At 68.9% G+C, this 17,470-nt stretch carries 16 protein-coding genes and 1 tRNA gene; 13 read left to right on the forward strand and 4 right to left on the reverse strand.

Going from position 1 to position 17,470, the window contains the following annotated elements; genetic code table 11:
* Positions 1-211: 211 nt before the first annotated feature.
* Genes MUG96_RS15270 through MUG96_RS15290 form a run of 5 tightly spaced genes read left to right on the forward strand, consistent with a single transcriptional unit; the run spans position 212 to position 7,102 of the window.
* Positions 212-1,894 carry an acetate--CoA ligase gene (locus MUG96_RS15270; RefSeq protein WP_246984091.1) on the forward strand — a complete coding sequence of 561 codons (1,683 nt, stop codon included), beginning with the start codon at positions 212-214 and terminating at the stop codon, positions 1,892-1,894.
* 36 nt (positions 1,895-1,930) lie between these two features.
* Positions 1,931-3,097 carry an acyl-CoA dehydrogenase family protein gene (locus MUG96_RS15275; protein ID WP_256465387.1) on the forward strand — a complete coding sequence of 389 codons (1,167 nt, stop codon included), beginning with the start codon at positions 1,931-1,933 and terminating at the stop codon, positions 3,095-3,097.
* Positions 3,097-4,893 (forward strand): acetyl-CoA carboxylase biotin carboxylase subunit, encoded by a 1,797-nt coding sequence (locus MUG96_RS15280; protein ID WP_246984095.1) that lies wholly within the window; start codon positions 3,097-3,099, stop codon positions 4,891-4,893. The genes MUG96_RS15275 and MUG96_RS15280 overlap by 1 nt, the downstream gene beginning before the upstream one ends.
* Before the next feature lie 2 nt (positions 4,894-4,895).
* A complete protein-coding gene (locus tag MUG96_RS15285; protein WP_246984097.1) occupies positions 4,896-6,641 on the forward strand; it encodes an acyl-CoA carboxylase subunit beta in 1,746 nt (581 codons plus the stop codon).
* Positions 6,638-7,102 carry a MaoC family dehydratase gene (locus MUG96_RS15290; protein ID WP_246984099.1) on the forward strand — a complete coding sequence of 155 codons (465 nt, stop codon included), beginning with the start codon at positions 6,638-6,640 and terminating at the stop codon, positions 7,100-7,102. The genes MUG96_RS15285 and MUG96_RS15290 overlap by 4 nt, the downstream gene beginning before the upstream one ends.
* A 34-nt stretch (positions 7,103-7,136) precedes the next feature.
* Here MUG96_RS15290 and MUG96_RS15295 read toward each other — a convergent pair whose 3' ends face one another.
* A complete protein-coding gene (locus MUG96_RS15295; protein ID WP_246984101.1) occupies positions 7,137-7,859 on the reverse strand; it encodes a class I SAM-dependent methyltransferase in 723 nt (240 codons plus the stop codon).
* Positions 7,860-7,888: 29 nt separating this feature from the next.
* Between MUG96_RS15295 and MUG96_RS15300 the strand changes: the two genes are divergently transcribed.
* From MUG96_RS15300 to MUG96_RS15310, 3 genes are all read left to right on the forward strand, one after another.
* Entirely contained in the window at positions 7,889-8,068 is a 180-nt protein-coding gene (locus MUG96_RS15300) for a hypothetical protein (RefSeq protein ID WP_246984103.1), read from the forward strand.
* 2 nt (positions 8,069-8,070) lie between these two features.
* On the forward strand, positions 8,071-8,829 hold the full coding sequence (locus MUG96_RS15305; protein ID WP_246984105.1) for an enoyl-CoA hydratase/isomerase family protein: 759 nt from the start codon (positions 8,071-8,073) through the stop codon (positions 8,827-8,829).
* A 61-nt stretch (positions 8,830-8,890) separates the two neighbouring features.
* The gene (locus tag MUG96_RS15310) at positions 8,891-10,510 is read left to right on the forward strand and encodes an ArnT family glycosyltransferase (protein ID WP_246984108.1); all 1,620 of its coding nucleotides are present in this window, start codon (positions 8,891-8,893) and stop codon (positions 10,508-10,510) included.
* Positions 10,511-10,521: 11 nt separating this feature from the next.
* On the opposite strand, the gene MUG96_RS15315 is transcribed toward MUG96_RS15310, so the two are convergent.
* Complete coding sequence (locus tag MUG96_RS15315; protein WP_246984110.1) at positions 10,522-11,169, reverse strand: 3'-5' exonuclease family protein; 648 nt, start codon at positions 11,167-11,169, stop codon at positions 10,522-10,524.
* Positions 11,170-11,282: 113 nt separating this feature from the next.
* On the opposite strand from MUG96_RS15315, the gene trmY reads away from it, so the two are divergent.
* Both trmY and MUG96_RS15325 read left to right on the forward strand, forming a co-directional pair.
* Positions 11,283-11,879 (forward strand): tRNA (pseudouridine(54)-N(1))-methyltransferase TrmY, encoded by a 597-nt coding sequence (trmY, locus tag MUG96_RS15320; RefSeq protein WP_246984112.1) that lies wholly within the window; start codon positions 11,283-11,285, stop codon positions 11,877-11,879.
* Between the two features lie 77 nt (positions 11,880-11,956).
* Complete coding sequence (locus MUG96_RS15325) at positions 11,957-13,387, forward strand: carotenoid oxygenase family protein (protein WP_246984114.1); 1,431 nt, start codon at positions 11,957-11,959, stop codon at positions 13,385-13,387.
* Between the two features lie 10 nt (positions 13,388-13,397).
* On the opposite strand, the gene MUG96_RS15330 is transcribed toward MUG96_RS15325, so the two are convergent.
* The gene (locus MUG96_RS15330; RefSeq protein WP_246984116.1) at positions 13,398-13,910 is read right to left on the reverse strand and encodes a YfcE family phosphodiesterase; all 513 of its coding nucleotides are present in this window, start codon (positions 13,908-13,910) and stop codon (positions 13,398-13,400) included.
* A gap of 130 nt (positions 13,911-14,040) precedes the next feature.
* On the opposite strand from MUG96_RS15330, the gene MUG96_RS15335 reads away from it, so the two are divergent.
* From MUG96_RS15335 to MUG96_RS15345, 3 genes are all read left to right on the forward strand, one after another.
* Positions 14,041-14,844 carry an ABC transporter ATP-binding protein gene (locus tag MUG96_RS15335; protein ID WP_246984118.1) on the forward strand — a complete coding sequence of 268 codons (804 nt, stop codon included), beginning with the start codon at positions 14,041-14,043 and terminating at the stop codon, positions 14,842-14,844.
* A complete protein-coding gene (locus tag MUG96_RS15340) occupies positions 14,837-16,582 on the forward strand; it encodes a hypothetical protein (RefSeq protein WP_246984120.1) in 1,746 nt (581 codons plus the stop codon). The genes MUG96_RS15335 and MUG96_RS15340 overlap by 8 nt, the downstream gene beginning before the upstream one ends.
* 71 nt (positions 16,583-16,653) lie before the next feature.
* A tRNA-Pro gene (locus tag MUG96_RS15345) sits at positions 16,654-16,726 on the forward strand.
* A 183-nt stretch (positions 16,727-16,909) separates the two neighbouring features.
* Here MUG96_RS15345 and MUG96_RS15350 read toward each other — a convergent pair.
* The gene (locus tag MUG96_RS15350) at positions 16,910-17,425 is read right to left on the reverse strand and encodes a gamma carbonic anhydrase family protein (RefSeq protein ID WP_246984122.1); all 516 of its coding nucleotides are present in this window, start codon (positions 17,423-17,425) and stop codon (positions 16,910-16,912) included.
* Between the last annotated feature and the right edge of the window lie 45 nt (positions 17,426-17,470).

Consider the following 17,470-nt stretch of genomic DNA (forward strand, 5'->3'; position numbering starts at 1 on the left):
TGCGACGCCGGGCTCGCCGCCGACCGAAATGGTTGGACAGTCCGACAGTAAAATAAATATAAGAATAACAGAGAGTCGAAAACGGTATCGTTTACGCATCACTGGTACCTTTTTCTGCCCTCGACGGCACCCGGTATATTTTTAATCCTACTATATATTATAAGTAATTAACCGATACAGTTATGTCGAGAACCCCTATCCCGAGCCGTGTATGGTGACCAGCCACAACCTCGCTGATTACGACACGGCGCGCGACGAGTTCTCGTGGGACGACATCTACGCGGAGGCGGACTGGGACGCACCGGACGAACTGAACATCGGGCACGAGGTCGCCGATCGACACGCGACCGACCGGGGACAGGTCGCGCTCTATCAGGTCGGGACCGACGGGGAGCTGTCGACGATGACGTTCTGGGAACTCGCCGACCGGTCGAGCCAGTTCGCCAACGTCCTCGACGAGCTCGGCGTCGAGCAGGGCGACCGCGTCTTCTCGTATATGCCCCGGATTCCGGAGCACTACGTGGCGCTGGTGGGGACGCTCAAACACGGTGCCGTCTGGGGGAGCGTCAACGAGCGGTTCGGCCCCGACGGCATCTCCTACCGACTGGACGACTGTGACGCGTCTGTCGTCGTCACCACGACGGACAACCGCGACACGGTCGAAGACGCGCTCGACGACGCGCCGGCGGTCGAACACGTCATCACCGTCGACCGCGGGAGCGGCGCGCCCGCCGACGACGTGGTGTTCAACACTGCCCTGGACGACGCGAGCACGGAGTACGAGGTCGCCGAGACCGGCGGCGAGGACGACGCCCTGCTGTACTACACCTCCGGGACGACCGGCCTGGCGAAGGGCGTCCTCCACAAACAGCGCTGGATCGCCGGCGTCGCGGCGACCCAGAAGTACGCCGTCGACCTCCAGGACGGCGACCTCTACTGGTCGACCGGCGACCTGGGCTGGCTGACGGGCGCGATCAACACGCTCGGGGCCTGGTTCTGGGGCACCCCGCTTTTCACCTACGAGGGCGAGTTCGACCCCGAGGAGTGGGCCGACCTCCTCGACGAGTACCCCATCAGCGTCCTGTTCTCGGTCCCGACGGCCTACCGGATGCTCCGGGAGAAAGAGGAAGTGCTCGAGGGCGTCGACCTGGACCTGCGCCACGCGCTGTCCATCGGCGAACCGCTCAGTGCCGGCGTCGTCGAATGGGGCGAGGACGAACTCGGCGTCACCATCCTCGACACCTACGGCCAGACCGAGACCGGGAACATGATCGTCAACAACTACCCGACGATGGAGCTTCGGCCCGGTTCGATGGGCAAGCCGCTGCCCGGCATCGAGGCCGAGATCGTCGACCCCGAGACGGGGGAGGTGATGGAACCCGGCGAGACCGGCGAGATCGCCCAGCGCGGCGACTACCCGTGTTTCTTCGCCGAGTTCTGGAACAAACCCGCGAAGACCGAGAAGGCCTTCGTCGACGGTCCCGACGGCGAGTGGTACCTCTCGGGTGACCTCGCGCACAAGGACGAGGACGGCTACTTCTGGTTCGAGGGGCGGGCCGACGACGTCATCCTCTCGTCGGGCTACCGGATCGGTCCCTTCGAGGTCGAGAGCTCGCTGGGCGAACACGACGCCGTCGCGGAGGCGGCGGTCGTCCCCAAACCCCATCCGGAGCGGGGCAACATCGTCAAGGCCTACGTCGTGCCCAGCGAAAGCGCGGACCCGTCGGACGCTCTCGAGGAGGACATCAAGACCCACGTGAAGTCGGAGCTCTCGGCACACGAGTACCCGCGCGAGATCGAGTTCCGTGACGAACTGCCCAAGACGGTCACGGGCAAGATCCGCCGGACCGAACTGCAGGACGACGCCGAAGAGGAAGCCGAGGTCGAGGCCTGACGCAGATCGGCGAGAGTCACTACCTAGCAACCACCAATGAATTTCGAATCCACCGAGGAACGTTCGATGATTCGGTCGACCGCGGCGGACGTGGCGGCCGAGTACGGACCGGCGTACTGGCGCGAGAAAGAGGAGGCCGGGGAGTTCGCCCAGGGCTTCTGGGACGAACTGACCGAGGCCGGCTTCCACGGCCTGCTGGTCCCCGAGGAGTACGAGGGGGCCGACATGGGGATGCAGGAGATGGGACTGGCCATGGAGACGCTGTGTGCCGAGGGCTGTGGCATGGCCGGCACCTGGTATCTGGTGCTCACCGCGGGGATGGCCGCCGTCGGCATCCGCGAGAACGGCACGGCGGAACAGAAGGAGAGATACCTCCCCGACATCGCGAACGGGAAGCGGAACTTCTCCATCGGCATCACCGAACCCGAGGCGGGGACGAACACGCTGAACGTCGCCACCCGCGCCGAACGGGACGGCGACGAGTACGTCCTCAACGGCCAGAAGGCCTGGATCACCTTCTCGGACCGCGCCGACAACATGATCCTCGTCACGCGGACGACGCCGCGTGAGGACGTCGAGCGCGGGACCGACGGGATCAGCCTGTTCATCGTGGACATGGACGACCCCGGGATCTCCGTGTCGCCCATCTCCAAACACGGCATCAACTACTCGAAGTCCTGTGAGGTCTTCATCGAGGACGTCCGCGTCCCCGCGGAGAACCTGCTGGGCGCGGAAGGCGAGGGCTGGTGGGGGCTGGTCGACATGCTCAACCCCGAGCGCATCGGCTTCGCGGCCGCCGGGACCGGCATCGGCAAACTGGCCGCCGACGCCGCTATCGAGTACGCCAACGACCGCGAGGTGTTCGACGCGCCCGTCGGCAGTCACCAGGCCGTCTCGTTCCCCATCACGAAGGCCTACGCGCGCATGGAGACGGCGGCGCTGATGCGCGAGAAGGCGTCCTGGCTCTACGACCAGGGCGAGGAGTGTGGCTACGAGACCAACGTCGCGAAGGCGACGGCCGTCAGCGCCGGCATCGAGGCGGTCAAGCAGGCGATGCAGGCCTTCGGCGGCTGGGGCTACGCCACGGAGTACGACGTCGAGCGCTGGTGGCGCGAGATCAACCTCACGCGCCTCGCGCCGGTCTCCCAGCAGATGGCCTACAACCACATCAGCCAGGAACTCGGCTTCCCCAAGTCCTACTGATGTTCGGGAAAGTGCTCGTCGCCAACCGCGGGGAGATCGCGGTCCGCGTGATGGCGGCATGCGAGGAGTTGGGTATCGAGACGGTCGCCGTCTACAGCGACGCCGACCGGTCGGCCGGCCACGTCGAGTACGCCGACGAGGCCTACAACGTCGGCCCAGCGCCCGCCAGCGAGTCGTACCTCGACCAGGCGGAAATCGTCGACGTCGCCCGGCGGGCCGGCGCCGACGCGATCCACCCCGGCTACGGCTTCCTCGCGGAGAACGCCGAGTTCGCCGCCCGGGTCGAGGCCGCCGACGGGATCACCTGGGTCGGCCCGCCCAGCGACGCGATGGAGACCCTCGGCGAGAAGACGAAAGCCCGGACCGTCATGCAGGAGGCCGGCGTCCCGGTCGTTCCCGGGACGACCGACCCCGTCGACGACCCCGAGGAAGTGCGCGAACTGGGCGCGGAGTACGGCTATCCCATCGCCATCAAGGCCGAAGGCGGCGGTGGCGGCCGCGGCATGAAGATCGTCCGGGACGAGGCCGAAGTCGAGGAGGCCCTCGAAAGCGCCAAGCGCGAGGGCGAGGCCTACTTCGACAACGACTCGGTGTACGTCGAGAAGTACCTCGAAGCGCCCAAACACATCGAGGTGCAGGTGCTCGCGGACGAACACGGCAACGTCCGCCACCTCGGCGAGCGCGACTGCTCGCTCCAGCGGCGCCACCAGAAGGTCATCGAGGAAGCCCCCAGCCCGGCGCTGGACGACGACCTCCGGGAGGAGATCGGCGAGGCCGCCCGGCAGGGCGTCGGCGAAGCCGGCTACACGAACGCCGGCACCGTGGAGTTCCTCGTGGAGGACGGCGAGTTCTACTTCATGGAGGTGAACACCCGCATCCAGGTCGAACACACCGTCTCCGAGGAGGTGACCGGGATCGACATCGTGCGCTGGCAGCTCCGGGTCGCCGCGGGCGAGGAACTCGACTTCGCCCAGGACGACGTCGAGATCGAAGGGCACGCCGTCGAGTACCGGATCAACGCGGAGAACCCGGCCGAGGACTTCGCACCCACGCCGGGGCCCCTGACGACGTACAACCCGCCGAGCAGTATCGGCGTCCGGCTCGACCACGCGGTCGCGCAGGGCGACGAGATCGGCGGCGACTACGACTCGATGATCGCGAAACTGATCGTCACGGGCGAGGACCGCGCGCACTGTCTGGAGCGCTCGAAGCGCGCCCTCGATCACTTCACCGTCGCGGGCGTCCACACCACGATCCCGTTCCACCGGCTGATGCTCGACGACGAGACTTTCGTCGCCGGCGAGCACACCACGAAGTACCTCGACCAGGAACTCGACGACGCCGACCTCGATTCGGCCGTCGAGCGCTGGGGGACCGACGCCGTCGGCGGCGACGCCGCGTCGGCGTCGACCGACGAGATCGCCGTCGAGGTCGACGGGAAACGCTTCGACGTCGTCGTCGAGGACGGCCTCCCGCGCGCCCCGCGCGGTGGCGACGCCGGCGGAAGTTCCGGCACCGGAAGTTCGGGCGGCGGAAGTACCGGCGGCGGCTCGGGTGGTAGCACCCCGGACGTGGCCGCGGCGGGTGCGATCACCGCCGAGATGCAGGGCACCGTCCTGTCGGTGGCGGTCGAGCCCGGCGACGAGGTCGCCGCGGGCGACACCGTCTGCGTCCTGGAGGCGATGAAGATGGAGAACGACGTGGTCGCGTCCACCGGCGGGACCGTCGCGTCGGTCCCGGTCACCGACGGCGACTCCGTGGACATGGGCGACACCCTGGTCGTCCTGGAGGAGTGAGCATGCGAATCAGAATCTCGGACGACACGACCGAATCGGAGGCACAGGCCATCGCCGAGGCGCTGGCGACCCACTTCGGGGACGACGTGATCCTCGTCGTCGACAGCGGCGAGGAGGTCGGCAGCGCCACCTACGACGGCGAGGACCGCGACGCGGCCGAACCGCAGGCCGACGACCTCGGCCCGACCGAGCGCGAGGAGGCTCTGCTCGAAGAGATCGCCGAGATCGAGGCGGGCGGACCGGAGAAGTACAAGGACCAACTCCCCGAGCAGGGCAAACTGTTCGTCCGCGACCGCATCGACCTGTGGTTCGGCGGCGACGGAGGTGAAGACGGGGACGGCGAGGACACCCTCCTGTTCGAGGACGGCAAGTTCGCGGCGTTCGACGCCGACGACGACCTGCCCGCGGACGGCCTCATCACCGGCGCCGCGACCTTCGAGGGCCGTGACCTCCACTTCATGGCGAACGACTACACGGTCAAGCGGGGGAGCATGGCCGCGAAGGGCGTCGAGAAGTTCCTGCGGATGCAACAGCGCGCGCTGAAGACCGGGCGCCCGGTCCTCTACCTGATGGACTCCTCGGGCGGGCGCATCGACCAGCAGACGGGCTTCTTCGCCAACCGCGAGGGTATCGGGAAGTACTACTACAATCACTCGATGCTCTCGGGCCGCGTGCCCCAGATCTGCGTCCTCTATGGCCCCTCGATCGCCGGCGCGGCCTACACCCCGGTCTTCGCCGATTTCACGGTCATGGTCCGGAACATGAGCGCGATGGCTATCGCCAGCCCCCGGATGGTCGAGATGGTCACCGGCGAGGAGATCAGCCTCGAGGACCTCGGCGGTCCGGACGTCCACGCGAAACACTCCGGGAGCGCGGACCTCATCGCCGAGGACGAGGAGCACGCGCGCGAACTCGTCGCGAAACTCATCGGCTACCTCCCGGACAACAGCGACGAGGACCCGCCACGGACCGACGGAACGCCGCCGAAGTTCTCCCCGGACGGCATCGACTCGGTCGTTCCCCAGCAACCGAACAAGGGCTACGACATGTTCGACGTGATCGAGCGGGTCGTCGACGCCGGGTCCGTCCTCGAACTCCGCTCGGAGTACGGCAAGGAGATCATCACGGCCTTCGCCCGCATCGACGGCCGGCCGGTCGGGATCGTCGCGAACCAGCCGGCACAGCGTGCGGGGGCGATCTTCCCCGACGCCGCGGAGAAGGCGGCCCAGTTCGTCTGGACCTGCGACGCGTTCAACGTCCCGCTGCTGTATCTCTGTGATACGCCTGGGTTCATGGCCGGCTCCGGCGTCGAGAAGGACGGCATCCTCGAACAGGGGAAGAAGATGATCTACGCCACCTCCTCGGCGACGGTCCCCAAGCAGTCGGTCGTCGTCCGGAAGGCCTACGGCGCGGGCATCTACGCGATGTCCGGCCCGGCCTACGACCCCGAGTCGACCATCGCACTCCCCTCGGGCGAGATCGCGATCATGGGGCCGGAAGCGGCCATCAACGCGGTCTACGCGCGGAAGCTCGCCGAAATCGACGACGAGGAGGAGCGCAAGCAGAAAGAGCAGGAACTCCGCGAGGAGTACCGCGAGGACATCGACGTCCACCGGATGGCGAGCGAGGTCGTCATCGACGAAATAATCCCGCCCTCGACGTTGCGGGAGGAACTCGACGCCCGCTTCGCCTTCTACGAGACCGTCGAGAAGGACCTGCCGGACAAGAAACACGGGACGATCATATGACCGGACTGTACTACGAGGAGTTCGAGGTCGGCGAGACCATCGAACACGAGAAGCGTCGCACCGTCACCGAAAGCGACAACCAGCGGTTCTGCGACATGACGATGAACCAGCAGCCGTTGCATCTCGACGCGGCGTTCGCCGACGACACCCAGTTCGGCGAGCGGCTGGTCAACGGGCTCTACACGATGAGCCTCGCCGTCGGGCTGACCATCCCGGACACGACCGACGGCACCATCGTCGCGAACCTCTCGTACGACAACGTCGAACATCCGAACCCGGTCTTCCACGGGGACACCATTCGCGTCCAGTCGACGGTGACGGACAAACGCGAGACCAGCGACGGCGAGCGCGGCATCGTCACGATGCACGTCGAGGTGTTCAAAGTCAACCAGGACGACGAACCCCTCGTCTGCGAGTTCGACCGGACTGCGCTCTCGCTGAAACGCGACCACGCCGAGTGACGATTGCCCTGCACCGCGGTCGTCTCCACGTCGCTTACTCGGTCACGCCGACGATCCAGCGCCACCGCTGTTCGAAGGTTCCGTCGAGGGAATCGAGCAGCTCCCGGGCCTTCGCGACGCGCTCGTCGGTGTCCAGTTTCGGGTAGAGGCGTGCGGCCATCGCGGGAATAGCGTGGAACAGCCGCAGGTTCGCGGCGGTCGTCGAGAACTGCCACGTCCCCGTCGCGATCGCGAACTCGTCCGCGAGGGCGTCCCGGACTGCGGTCGCACCCGCCGGGGAGCGTGAGTCGCGTTCGAGCCCTTCGAACGCGTCGTCCCCGTCGGCGTCGGTCCAGCCCAGCGGTGCGACGGCACCGACCACGCCGCCCGGTCGGAGGACTCTGGCGGCCTCCCGCGCGGCGACTGCCGGGTCCGGGACGAGAAAGAGCGAGGCGGTGAAGGCGACCCCGTCGACCGACCGGTCGACGAACGGTAGCCGGTCGAAGTCGGCCTGGACGCGGGGCGCGGCGTCGACTTCCTTTAGCATCTCCCGGCTCACGTCGAGAGCGATGGTGTTCGTCGCCGTCTCGGCGAACACGCGCGTACTCACTCCCGTCCCTGCGCCCGCGTCGAGGACGGTTCCGAGTCCGTCGTCGGTGCGGACACGCATCTCGGCCGCGAGCAGTCGCGCGAGCGCCGTGAAACGGTTGGTCCGCCGTTCGTAGGTCGCGTACGCGTCGACGCTGGCATCGAAGTTCCGCCGGACGACGTCTTTCATGTGCGACAGCACGACCGAGCGCCGAATAGGTGTTCCCGTTAGCCACGCCGGCCGCGTCTCGAATACCCGACTGGACGGACTACCCGGTCGGCATCGAGTCGGCGGTCGTGGCCGGCGAGCGACTGTCCGAGCGGGCGATTGCGCTGGGCAGTCAGTCGAACGCCGATCCGCGGCGGACGAGAGTTAAGGCCCTCCCACCGGACGTCTAGCTATGACGTCTCACATCACCATCGAACGGGCCGACGACTGGGCGACGCTGACGCTGGACCGGCCGTCGAAAGCCAACGCGCTGACCGGCGAGATGTTCGCAGCGATCGGCGACGCGTTCGAGTCGTTCGCCGGCGACGACATCGACGGTGTCACGGTCCGGGGCGCGGGCGGCCACTTCTCGGCGGGCGTCGACATGTCGGGCGTTCCCGAGTGGGGGGAGACGAACCCGCTGGCAGTGCGCGACGAACTGGAGGGCATCCACGATTCGCTGCGCGCCATCGAGGCCCTCGATGCGCCAGTGGTCGCGGCGCTCGAAGGCCACGTCCTCGGTGGCGGACTGGAACTGGCCCTCTGCTGTGATCTCCGGGTCGCCAGCGAGACCGCCGAGTTCGGCCTGCCCGAGTCCGAGATGGGGCTGGCGATGGACCTGGGCGGTGCCCAGAAGCTCCCCTCCTTCGTCGGGGAGGGACTGACGAAGTACCTGATCATGACGGGCGAGACCATCGACGCACGGCGAGCGTTCGAGGCCGGCCTCGTCGAAGAGCGCCACGACGCCGACGAGTTCGAGGCTGCACTCGCCGACCTGGAGGCGACGCTGGCGGCGAAACCAACGTACATTCACGGCCTGACCAAGCGCCAGGTCCACTCGGCCCGGCCACTCAATCTCGACGAGGCGATGGAACAGGCCATCCACCACGCCATCGCGGCCTACCAGGAAGGCGAGACCCAGGAGCGCGTTCGCGACTTCTTCGAGGGGTGAGCGGGCGACAGCGCGACGGACACGAAAGCATACAAACCAGCGCTCGAACGAGGGTGTACACGTGCCAGCACCCGACTGGCTGTCGCGCCACGTCGCCGACCGTCCGCGTCCGAGTCGCTCCACTGTAGTCTGGCTCGGGGCGCTCCTGTCGCTGTGGGCGGTCGTCTACCTGCGACGGCTCGACACGCCGCTGGCGGTGTACGACGAAGGTATCTACGCCGCCAGCGCGCGCCTGCTGCTCCGAACGGGGTCCGTTCTCGTCCCCCGGATTCAGGGCGGCCTCGGCGGAATCGAACCGCACCTGTTCCTCGAGAAGCCGCCGCTCGTGATCTGGCTGCAGGCCGGTAGTATCGCGCTTCTCGGGCCGACGGAACTCGCCGTTCGCCTGCCCTCGGTCCTCTTCGTCCTCGGAACGGCCCTGCTCGTCTTCTGGTGGGGCGCGCGGGTCGTCTCCCGTCGCGCGGGCGGCTTCGCCGCGGTCGTCTTCCTCGCCACTCCCCACGTATTCGAGGGGATGAACGGCGGGCGGGACGGGGCGACGGACCCGGCGCTCGTCTTCTTCGGAACGCTGTCGCTGGCCCTGCTGTGGGTCGGCCTCACCGACCGGCGCGGGCGATACGTCGTCGCCGCCGGTGTCGCTGGCGGCCTCGCTGCGCTGGTGAAAGGCGTCGCCGTCTTCACGTTCGTCGCCGCGGCCGTCGGCCTTCTCGTCGCGTACCGCGACCGGGTCCAGATACGGCCCGTCGTCGCCGCCGCCGGCGCCGCGCTCCTCGTCGGTGGCTGGTGGCCCGCGCTCATGTGGGCGCGGTTCGGCGAGCGGTTCGTCCGGCCCTTCCTCCTCGATCAGGTCGTCGGCCGCGCCGCCGAGAGCAGCGTCGCCTTCGGCACCGGATACTTGACGACCCTGCCCTGGTCGTTCGGGCCGTGGCTCTACCTGCTCGGCCCCCTCGCGGTCGCCGTCGCGCTCGCGGTTCGGCGGACCGGGGACCGCTCGGAGCGAGTCTTCGCCGCCTGGCTCGGGGCCTGGGCGGCGCTCGTGTTCGGGGTCTTCGCACTCGTCGGGAACCACCTCTGGTACGTCCTCCCGGCGTACGTCCCGCTCGCCCTGCTCGTCGGCTGGGGGCTCGCCCTCACCGTCGAGGGCGACCTGCCCGCGCGGGTCGGGGTCGTCGCCGGAACGCTCGCGACGCTGTTTCTCTCGTATCGGACCGCGTCGGTCCACTATCCGCTGGTCGTTCTCGTCGGCGGTGCTCTGGTCGCGCTCGCCCCCACGCTTTCCTCGGCGGCGTCCCGGTTCGGTCTCGACGCGTACCCGGACGCCGTTCGCGCGGTCGCGGCCTGCTGGCTGGTGCTTTTCGCCGCCGGTCTCACCGTTCCGATGTACGAGTTCGGGGGCGCCTACACACAGCGCTCGCTCGGGGAGTCCATCGACCAGCGGACCGCTGGCGACGCGACAGTCCACATCGGCCCCGGTGTCGGAGGGGGACTCTATCCGCTGTCGTTTTACGCCGGACGGACGTTCTCGACAGCGAACGCTTCGCAACTGGACAGCGACCGAGAGGTACGGCTGGCGGTCGTCACGAACCGGACTTTGGCGGGGTTGAACCGATCACACACGGCCGTCCGGGGTGGCGCCGGGCCAGGGGGCAACTGGTCGGTCGTCGCGTTCGACTCGTCCTGAGTGTGGCGGCCTCACCCCGACGGCGGCGCGAGGTTCTTCATCCCGAAGTCGGACTGGGGGACGTACCGCTCCGCGAGGCGGGCGAGCGCCCGCGTGCGCCGGATGTCCGCGAGGTTGTGCGCGAGCAGATCGATCCAGTCGCCGGCCTCGAACGCGGTGACCGCGGCGCCGCTGTCCGCGAACGGGTCGCAGTGGTCGCCGCCGACGAGGTCGTCGTAGACGCCGGGGAGGTCGTTCGTGTCGTCCGTGTCGAAACGGTCGAACATCGTCATCGTATCCGCGTAGGCGATCTCCCGGAAGGGCCAGTCCGCATCGTGGCGGACACAGGCCCGTCGGAGGAAGGGGAGGTCGAAGCCGCCGCGCCAGGTCTCGCCGTTGTACGCGGTCAGGTAGTGGCGGTCGTCGTCGAGGCGCTCGGTGGCGAACTCCGCGACCGCGTCGAGCAGTTCTCTTTCGTCTCCGTGGACGCTCACCTGCACCGTCTCGTCGACCTGTTCTTCGAGGTCGTCGCGCAGTCGCTCGGCGTCGGCCGCGCGGCCGGCGGTGTTGAGACCGAGCCAGCAGCCCAACCCGAGGGCGAACCCGGCGACGGTGAGGACGGCGTCGTCGCCGAGGCCCGAGGTTTCGATGTCGAACGCGACCGGCGTGAGGTCACTCATACCTCGTCGTGCGCGATGGTCGGGCGTAAGGCTACCCGGGTGGTTTCCGGAAATTCCAGAAGGGGTCACACGGACTCCGAAGTGCTTCAGTACCTGGCCCCTGGAGTGGGGCCATGCGCCAGTTCATCGTCATCGGCCACGACGCGCCGACGACGCCCGACTTCGCCCTCGACGCGCTCCCGAGCGAGGCCGGTCGCCTTGACGTCCTCTGCCGGTGTCTCAATTCGGCGTTCGTCCTCTCACACGGCCTCCGCGAGGACGTGCGCGCCCACCTGGTCCTGCAGGACGAGTTCACGGTCCACTTCGACGGTGGTGACCTCCGCAATTTCAACCCCGACGAGCGGAGCACGGCCGCGCTCGTCCGGACGGCGCTGGAGCACCGCGAGGAAGCCGTCGGCCACGTCGCCGCGGAGAGTTCGCCCGGCGTCTCGATCTCCCGGAAAAGCTTCGAGACGGTCGTAGAGGGGGCAGCGGCCGAGGGGACGGTCGTCCAGCTCCACGCCGACGGCGATCCCGTCACCGCCCTCGACGCGCCGGAGAATCCCGTCTTCGTCCTCTCGGACCACCACGATTTCACCGACGCCGAGGCCGAACTGCTCGCCGACGCCGCCGACGAGCGCGTCTCGCTGTCGCCCGAGCGCCTGCACGCAGACCACGCCATCACGGTCGCGCACAACTGGCTCGACACCGACGGCTTCCGGACCTACTGATCGGCGCGGTGGGACCGCGGTTACGGCGGCGACCACACGGACAGCACACTTGAGCCTGCGTTCCGTAGCAGGTCGCGATGTCCGACAGTCCGGCCGCGACCGACGAGCCCCTCGGGTTCCACTCCATCGACGACGAACGTGACGAGCGACTCGCCGTCACCGGCGCGGTGCCGTCGTGGCTCTCCGGGACGCTCTTCAGGAACGGCCCCGGCACCTTCCGCGTCGGCGAGGACAGCGTCGACCACTGGTTCGACGGCCTGGCAATGGTCCAGCGGTATTCCTTCGCCGATGGTGCGGTTCACTACCGCAATCGCTTCCTCCGCACCGACGCCTACGCGGCCGCACAGGACGGCGAGTTCGACGGCGGGTTCGCGACCGGCACCTCCACCCTCCGGGACCGCCTCTACGACACGCTGTTCGCCGAGCCCTACGACAACACCAACATCATCGTCGAGCGGGTGGGCGAGGAGTACCTCGCGCTCACCGAGAGCCCCCGCTGGGTCGGGCTGGATCCCGAAACCCTGGCGACGACCGGCCACGTCCAGTACGACGGTCCTGCACCGGCGGGCGACCTCACCTGTGCCCACTTCCAGTACGACCCCGCCCGGGACACACACGTCACCTTCGACGTGGAGTTCGGGCGACAGAGTCACTACCACGTCTACGAGATGCGGTCGCCGCGCCGGCGGCAGGTACTCGCCTCGATCCCGGTCGACCGGCCGGCGTATATGCACAGTTTCGCGCTGACGCCGAACTACGTCGTGCTCACGGAGTTTCCCTTCGACGTGAACCCGCTCGCCTTCTTCAAACCCGGCCGACAGGGACCGTTCGTCGAGAATTTCGACTGGCGGCCGGCGGCGGGGACGCGGGTTCACATCGTCGACCGGACCGGCGGCGGCGTGGTCGCGACGGCGCGGTCACCGGCCACCTTCGGCTTCCACCACGTCAACGCCTTCGAGGACGACGGTGACATCGTGTTCGACCTCGAAACCGTCCCGGACGCGGCGGCCATCGAGACGCTCTCGCTCGCTGCGCTCCGGGCCGGCGACCTCGACGCCTTCGGCGGCCGCCTGCACCGCTACCGGATCGTCGACCCGGAGGGGACGGCTCGCGTCGAACGCCGCCTGCTCTACGGTGGCGGCACGGCCCTCCCGACGGTCTCGCCCGACGTGTGGCTCGACCGTCACCGGTACGTCTACTCGCAGGGCACCGACCAGCCGGTCACCGAGTGGCCGACGGCCGTCCGGAAGATCGACACCGAGACCGGCGACGTGGTCGAGTACGACGACACCGGCGACCACTTCAGCGAACCCATCTTCGTCCCGCGGCCGGACGGCGACCGCGAGGACGACGGCGTCGTCCTGACCGTCGCACTCGACACCGGGGCCGACCGCTCCGTCCTCGTCGTCCTCGACGGCGAGACGATGACGGAACGCGCCCGCGCGCCGCTGCCCCACGCCGTCCCGTTCGACTTCCACGGGCGGTACTTTCCGGAGCTAACGGTCTGAGGAGTGCAGATCACTCCCCGATCCCGACGAACTCCACCTCGTCGGCGTCGGTGTCGATGACGGCGACGCTGCGGTTCTCCGCGGGCACGGTCGGGAAGTGCGCGCCGGGGTTGACGACCGTCGTGCCGTCCTCCTCGCGCTCCTCGGCGACGTGGAAGTGGCCGTAGCAGACGTAGTCGTACTCGCCGGACCGTGCGCGGGCGTTGACCTCGTCGATACCCTGGTCGCCGTGGAGCATGTGGACGGTCGAGCCGTCGAACTCCAGGGTGGCGAAACGGCCGTGGAGGTGGCTCCGGTCGTTCATGCCGTCGATGGTCTGCTCCAGCCCGTCGCGCTCGCCGTCGTTGTTGCCCAGTACGCCGTGGACGGCGAAGTCGTGGCCCTCGAACGCCGAGAGGAGCGGCGGGGCGATGAAGTCGCCACAGTGGCAGACGGTCTCGATGTCGCGGTCGGCGAACTCGGCGGCGATGGCTTCCGCGGCGGCGTAGTTGTCGTGGGTGTCGGAGACGATGCCGATGTGCATATCCGAGGACACGGCGCGGGGACCCAAAAGCGTCAGTGGCGCGGCCCGCTCCCGCCGGCCGTGAGTCGTCTTTCCGAGTCGGAAACTCCCCGTCCGGGCTTAAGTAGTGGCACGAAGAAGCCCGGGCACGATGGCAGCTATCGACGCCGCCGCCCTGACGAAACGCTACGGGTCGACGACGGCGGTCGACGAACTGGACCTCGCGGTCCCCGAAGGCGTCGTCTACGGCTTCCTGGGGCCCAACGGCGCGGGCAAGACGACGACGATGCGGATGCTCACCGCGCTGACGCGGCCGACCAGCGGGACCGCCAGCGTCGCCGGCGCCCCGGTCACCGACCGCCAACGACTCATCGAACGCATCGGCTACCTCCCCGAGGAGCCGCCGCTGTACGACGAACTCACCGCCCGCGAGCAGTTGACCTACGTGGCCGGCCTCCGTGACCTCCCCGCGGACCGGACCGAGGAGCGAATCGAGACGCAACTGGACCGGCTTGACCTGCTCGACGACGCGGACACGCGAATCGACGCCTACTCGAAGGGGATGCGACAGAAGACGGCGTTCGTCCAGGCGCTCCTCCACGACCCCGACGTGCTCTTCCTGGACGAGCCGACCAGCGGCCTCGACCCGCGGGCCGCCCGGACCATCCGGGAGCTGATCGACGAACGCGCCGCCCGCGGGACGACGGTCTTCCTCTCGACGCACATCCTCCCAGTCGTCGAGGAACACGCAGACACCGTGGGCGTCCTCTCCGACGGTCGGCTGGTCGCGGAGGGGGCGCCCGACGACCTCACCCGGCAGGCCGAGGCGGAGTCGGACCGCACCCTGGAGGACGTCTTCCTCGAAGTGACCAGCGAGGACCCCGCCGAGGACGCCGCCGGCGGCGCGGTCGGCGGGGGTGCCGGCCCCGCCACGGAGGGGTCGCCCGATGCCTGAGCCGAACTGGTCGCGCCACGGGTTGGCAATTGGGCGACAAGAGTTCCGCCGCACCGTGCGGTCCCTGCGCGGCGACTCGACCCGGCTCGTCCTCATGGGCTTCGTCGCCCTCTTTTTCGGGTCGGTGACGCTCCTCGGGACGTGGCTGGTGCTTCGCTTCGCTGACGGGCTCGGTCCGGTGTCGCTCACCGATGGTATCCGGGGCTCCATCGCGCTCCAGTGGCTCTTCGCGGTCTTCATCTTCGCACAGCGGGCCGGCTCGCGCCACGACCGCATCGACAGCGAACCGCTCGTGCTGACGACGGTCTCGGTCCGGTCGGTCACGATCGGCATCGTCACCGCGGAGGTCGCTCGTGCGCTCGCGTACATCGGCATCCCCATCGCCCTCCTCGGCGGCGCGTTCGTGTACGCGACCGCCTCGCCGCTGATGGTCCCCTTCCTCGCCCTCGCGGTGGTCCTCTCGATCGCGACGGCGGCGGTACTGGGCTACGCACTCGGGCTGGCCGCGAACCTCCTCGTCGCCCGCGTCCGGTTCGTGGCGCGGCACAAGTCCGCCCTGGCCGTCGTGGTCGTGATCGTCTTCTTCGGGGCGTACTTCGGCGCCCAGAACCTCGTCGCCGACGGCGCGATGGCACTCCTCGGACTCGCGCCGTTCGCGTGGTTCGTCGACCTCGCGCTTTTGGGCTCGCCGGTGGTCGTCTCGGTCCCGCGGGCCGCCGTCGCGGCCGTCGGCGGCGTCGCCTGGCTCGCCGGCTGTGGTCTCGTCGTCGAACGCCTCGCGACCGCCTACTGGTTCGGCGACTCCGTGCGAAACGAGGTCGCCGAAGCGCAGGCCCGCGTCGACGCCGACGGTGCGCGCGACCCGCTGGCCGCCGCCGTCCGCCCGCTCCGGTTCCCCGCGGTCGCCCGGCCCACGCGCCGGGTCGCACAACGGGCCGTCGTCGTCGCGCGCCGGAACCCCTCGCGGCTCTCCTTTCTCCTCTTCCCGCTGATCTTCGCCGGCTCGTACCTCTACGGCGCGGCGGAGGCCGGCGGCCTCCCCGAGTCGCTCGCCGTCGCCGTCCCGCTGTTGGTCCCCTGGCTCGCCGGCGGCACCTTCGGCCTCAACCCCTTCGGCGACGAGGGCGCGGTCCTGCCCGCGACGCTCGTCTCCCTGCCCAGCGGCCGCCAGTACGCCGCCGGACTCGCGCTCCCGGGCCTCCTCCTCGGACTCCCCCTCACCGTCGCCCTCACGGCCGTGGCCGGCGTCGTCGCCCCGGTCCCGCCGGTCGAGGTCGGCCTGCTGGTCGCCGCCGGCGCGGTCCTCGCGGTCGCGGCCGTGGTCCTCGCGCCTGCGGTCGGGATGACGTTCCCGCGGTACGACCCGATCCAGGTCCGGAGCGACCGCGAGGTGGTCCCCCCGAGCCTGAGCGCGGTCGCGCTCTACACGCTCGCGCTCGGCCTTACCGGCGGCGTCGCGATCACCGCGGCCGTTTCCCCCGCGACGCTCCGCAACACCCTCTCGCTCGTCGTCGGCTTCCTCCTCCCCGTCCCCTTCGGCCTGCTCGCGGACGCGGGACTGGGGCCGGCCGGCGGCGTCGCGTCGTGGCTCTCGGGCGTCGGCGCGGAGATCGGTGCGCTCCCGCTCACGCCCGTCCACTGGGGCGGTTACGCGCTGGGGCTCCTCGCTGCCGTCCTGCTCGCCGGCTGGTCCGCGCGGGCCGTCGTCCGGCGGTTCGAGGGCTACACCTACGGGTGAGTCCCGCCCGACGCGGCCGGGGTTTCGCAACCGTTAAAACCGGGCCTCGCCAAAACCCGAGTGCACCAAGCGGGCCGGTGGGGTAGCTTGGTATCCTTCGGCCTTCGGGTGGCCGTAACCGCGATTCGAATTCGCGCCGGCCCACTTTTCCACGACACCACAACCGCGAGCGACAGCGAGCGGTCCGTGTCGTGTGAAAATGGGGCCAAGCGAATTCGAGCAGGGAAGTCGCAGCGCGAACGAAGTGAGCGACCGTCTTCCAGTGTTCGACATTCGCGCCGGCCCACTTTTCCACACCGCTCACCGACGAGCGAAGCAGCAGCCCACTCACTCGAAGAGGTCGTCGTGGCGCTGTGCGAGGTTCGTGTAGTCGCCGGAGTGGTAGGCCTCGAACACGGCGTCGGGGTCGATACTGGTCTCCTCGAGCGGCGTGACCGAGGCGGGCATCCCGCGGACGAACGACCGTGGTGGGACCTCGTAGCCCGCCGGGACGACCGTCCCGGTGGCGACGATGCTCCCCGCACCGATACTGGCGTCGGTGACGGTCGAATTGAAGCCGACGATGGTCTTGTCGCCGACGACAGTGTCGTTGAGGACCGCGCCGTGCCCGACCATCACGTCCGCGCCGAGTTCGGAGGCGTGGAGCACGGCGTTGTCGCCGACGTGGGACTGGTGGCCGACGACGACCGGCCCGACGTCACCCCGGAGGACGACGCCCGGCCAGACGCTCGCGTTCGCCTCGATGGTCACGTCTCCCACCACCGTCGCCTCGCGGCTGACGTGGGCGTACCCGTCGACGTCCGGTTTCGTTCCCTCGAACGCGTACTCTCTGCTGTCTGGCATGTGTGAACACTGAACGCGAGCGGTCAAAACGGTGGGGGGACGCTC

It is taken from the genome of Halorientalis marina (genome assembly GCF_023028345.1).
GTDB lineage: Archaea > Halobacteriota > Halobacteria > Halobacteriales > Haloarculaceae > Halorientalis > Halorientalis marina.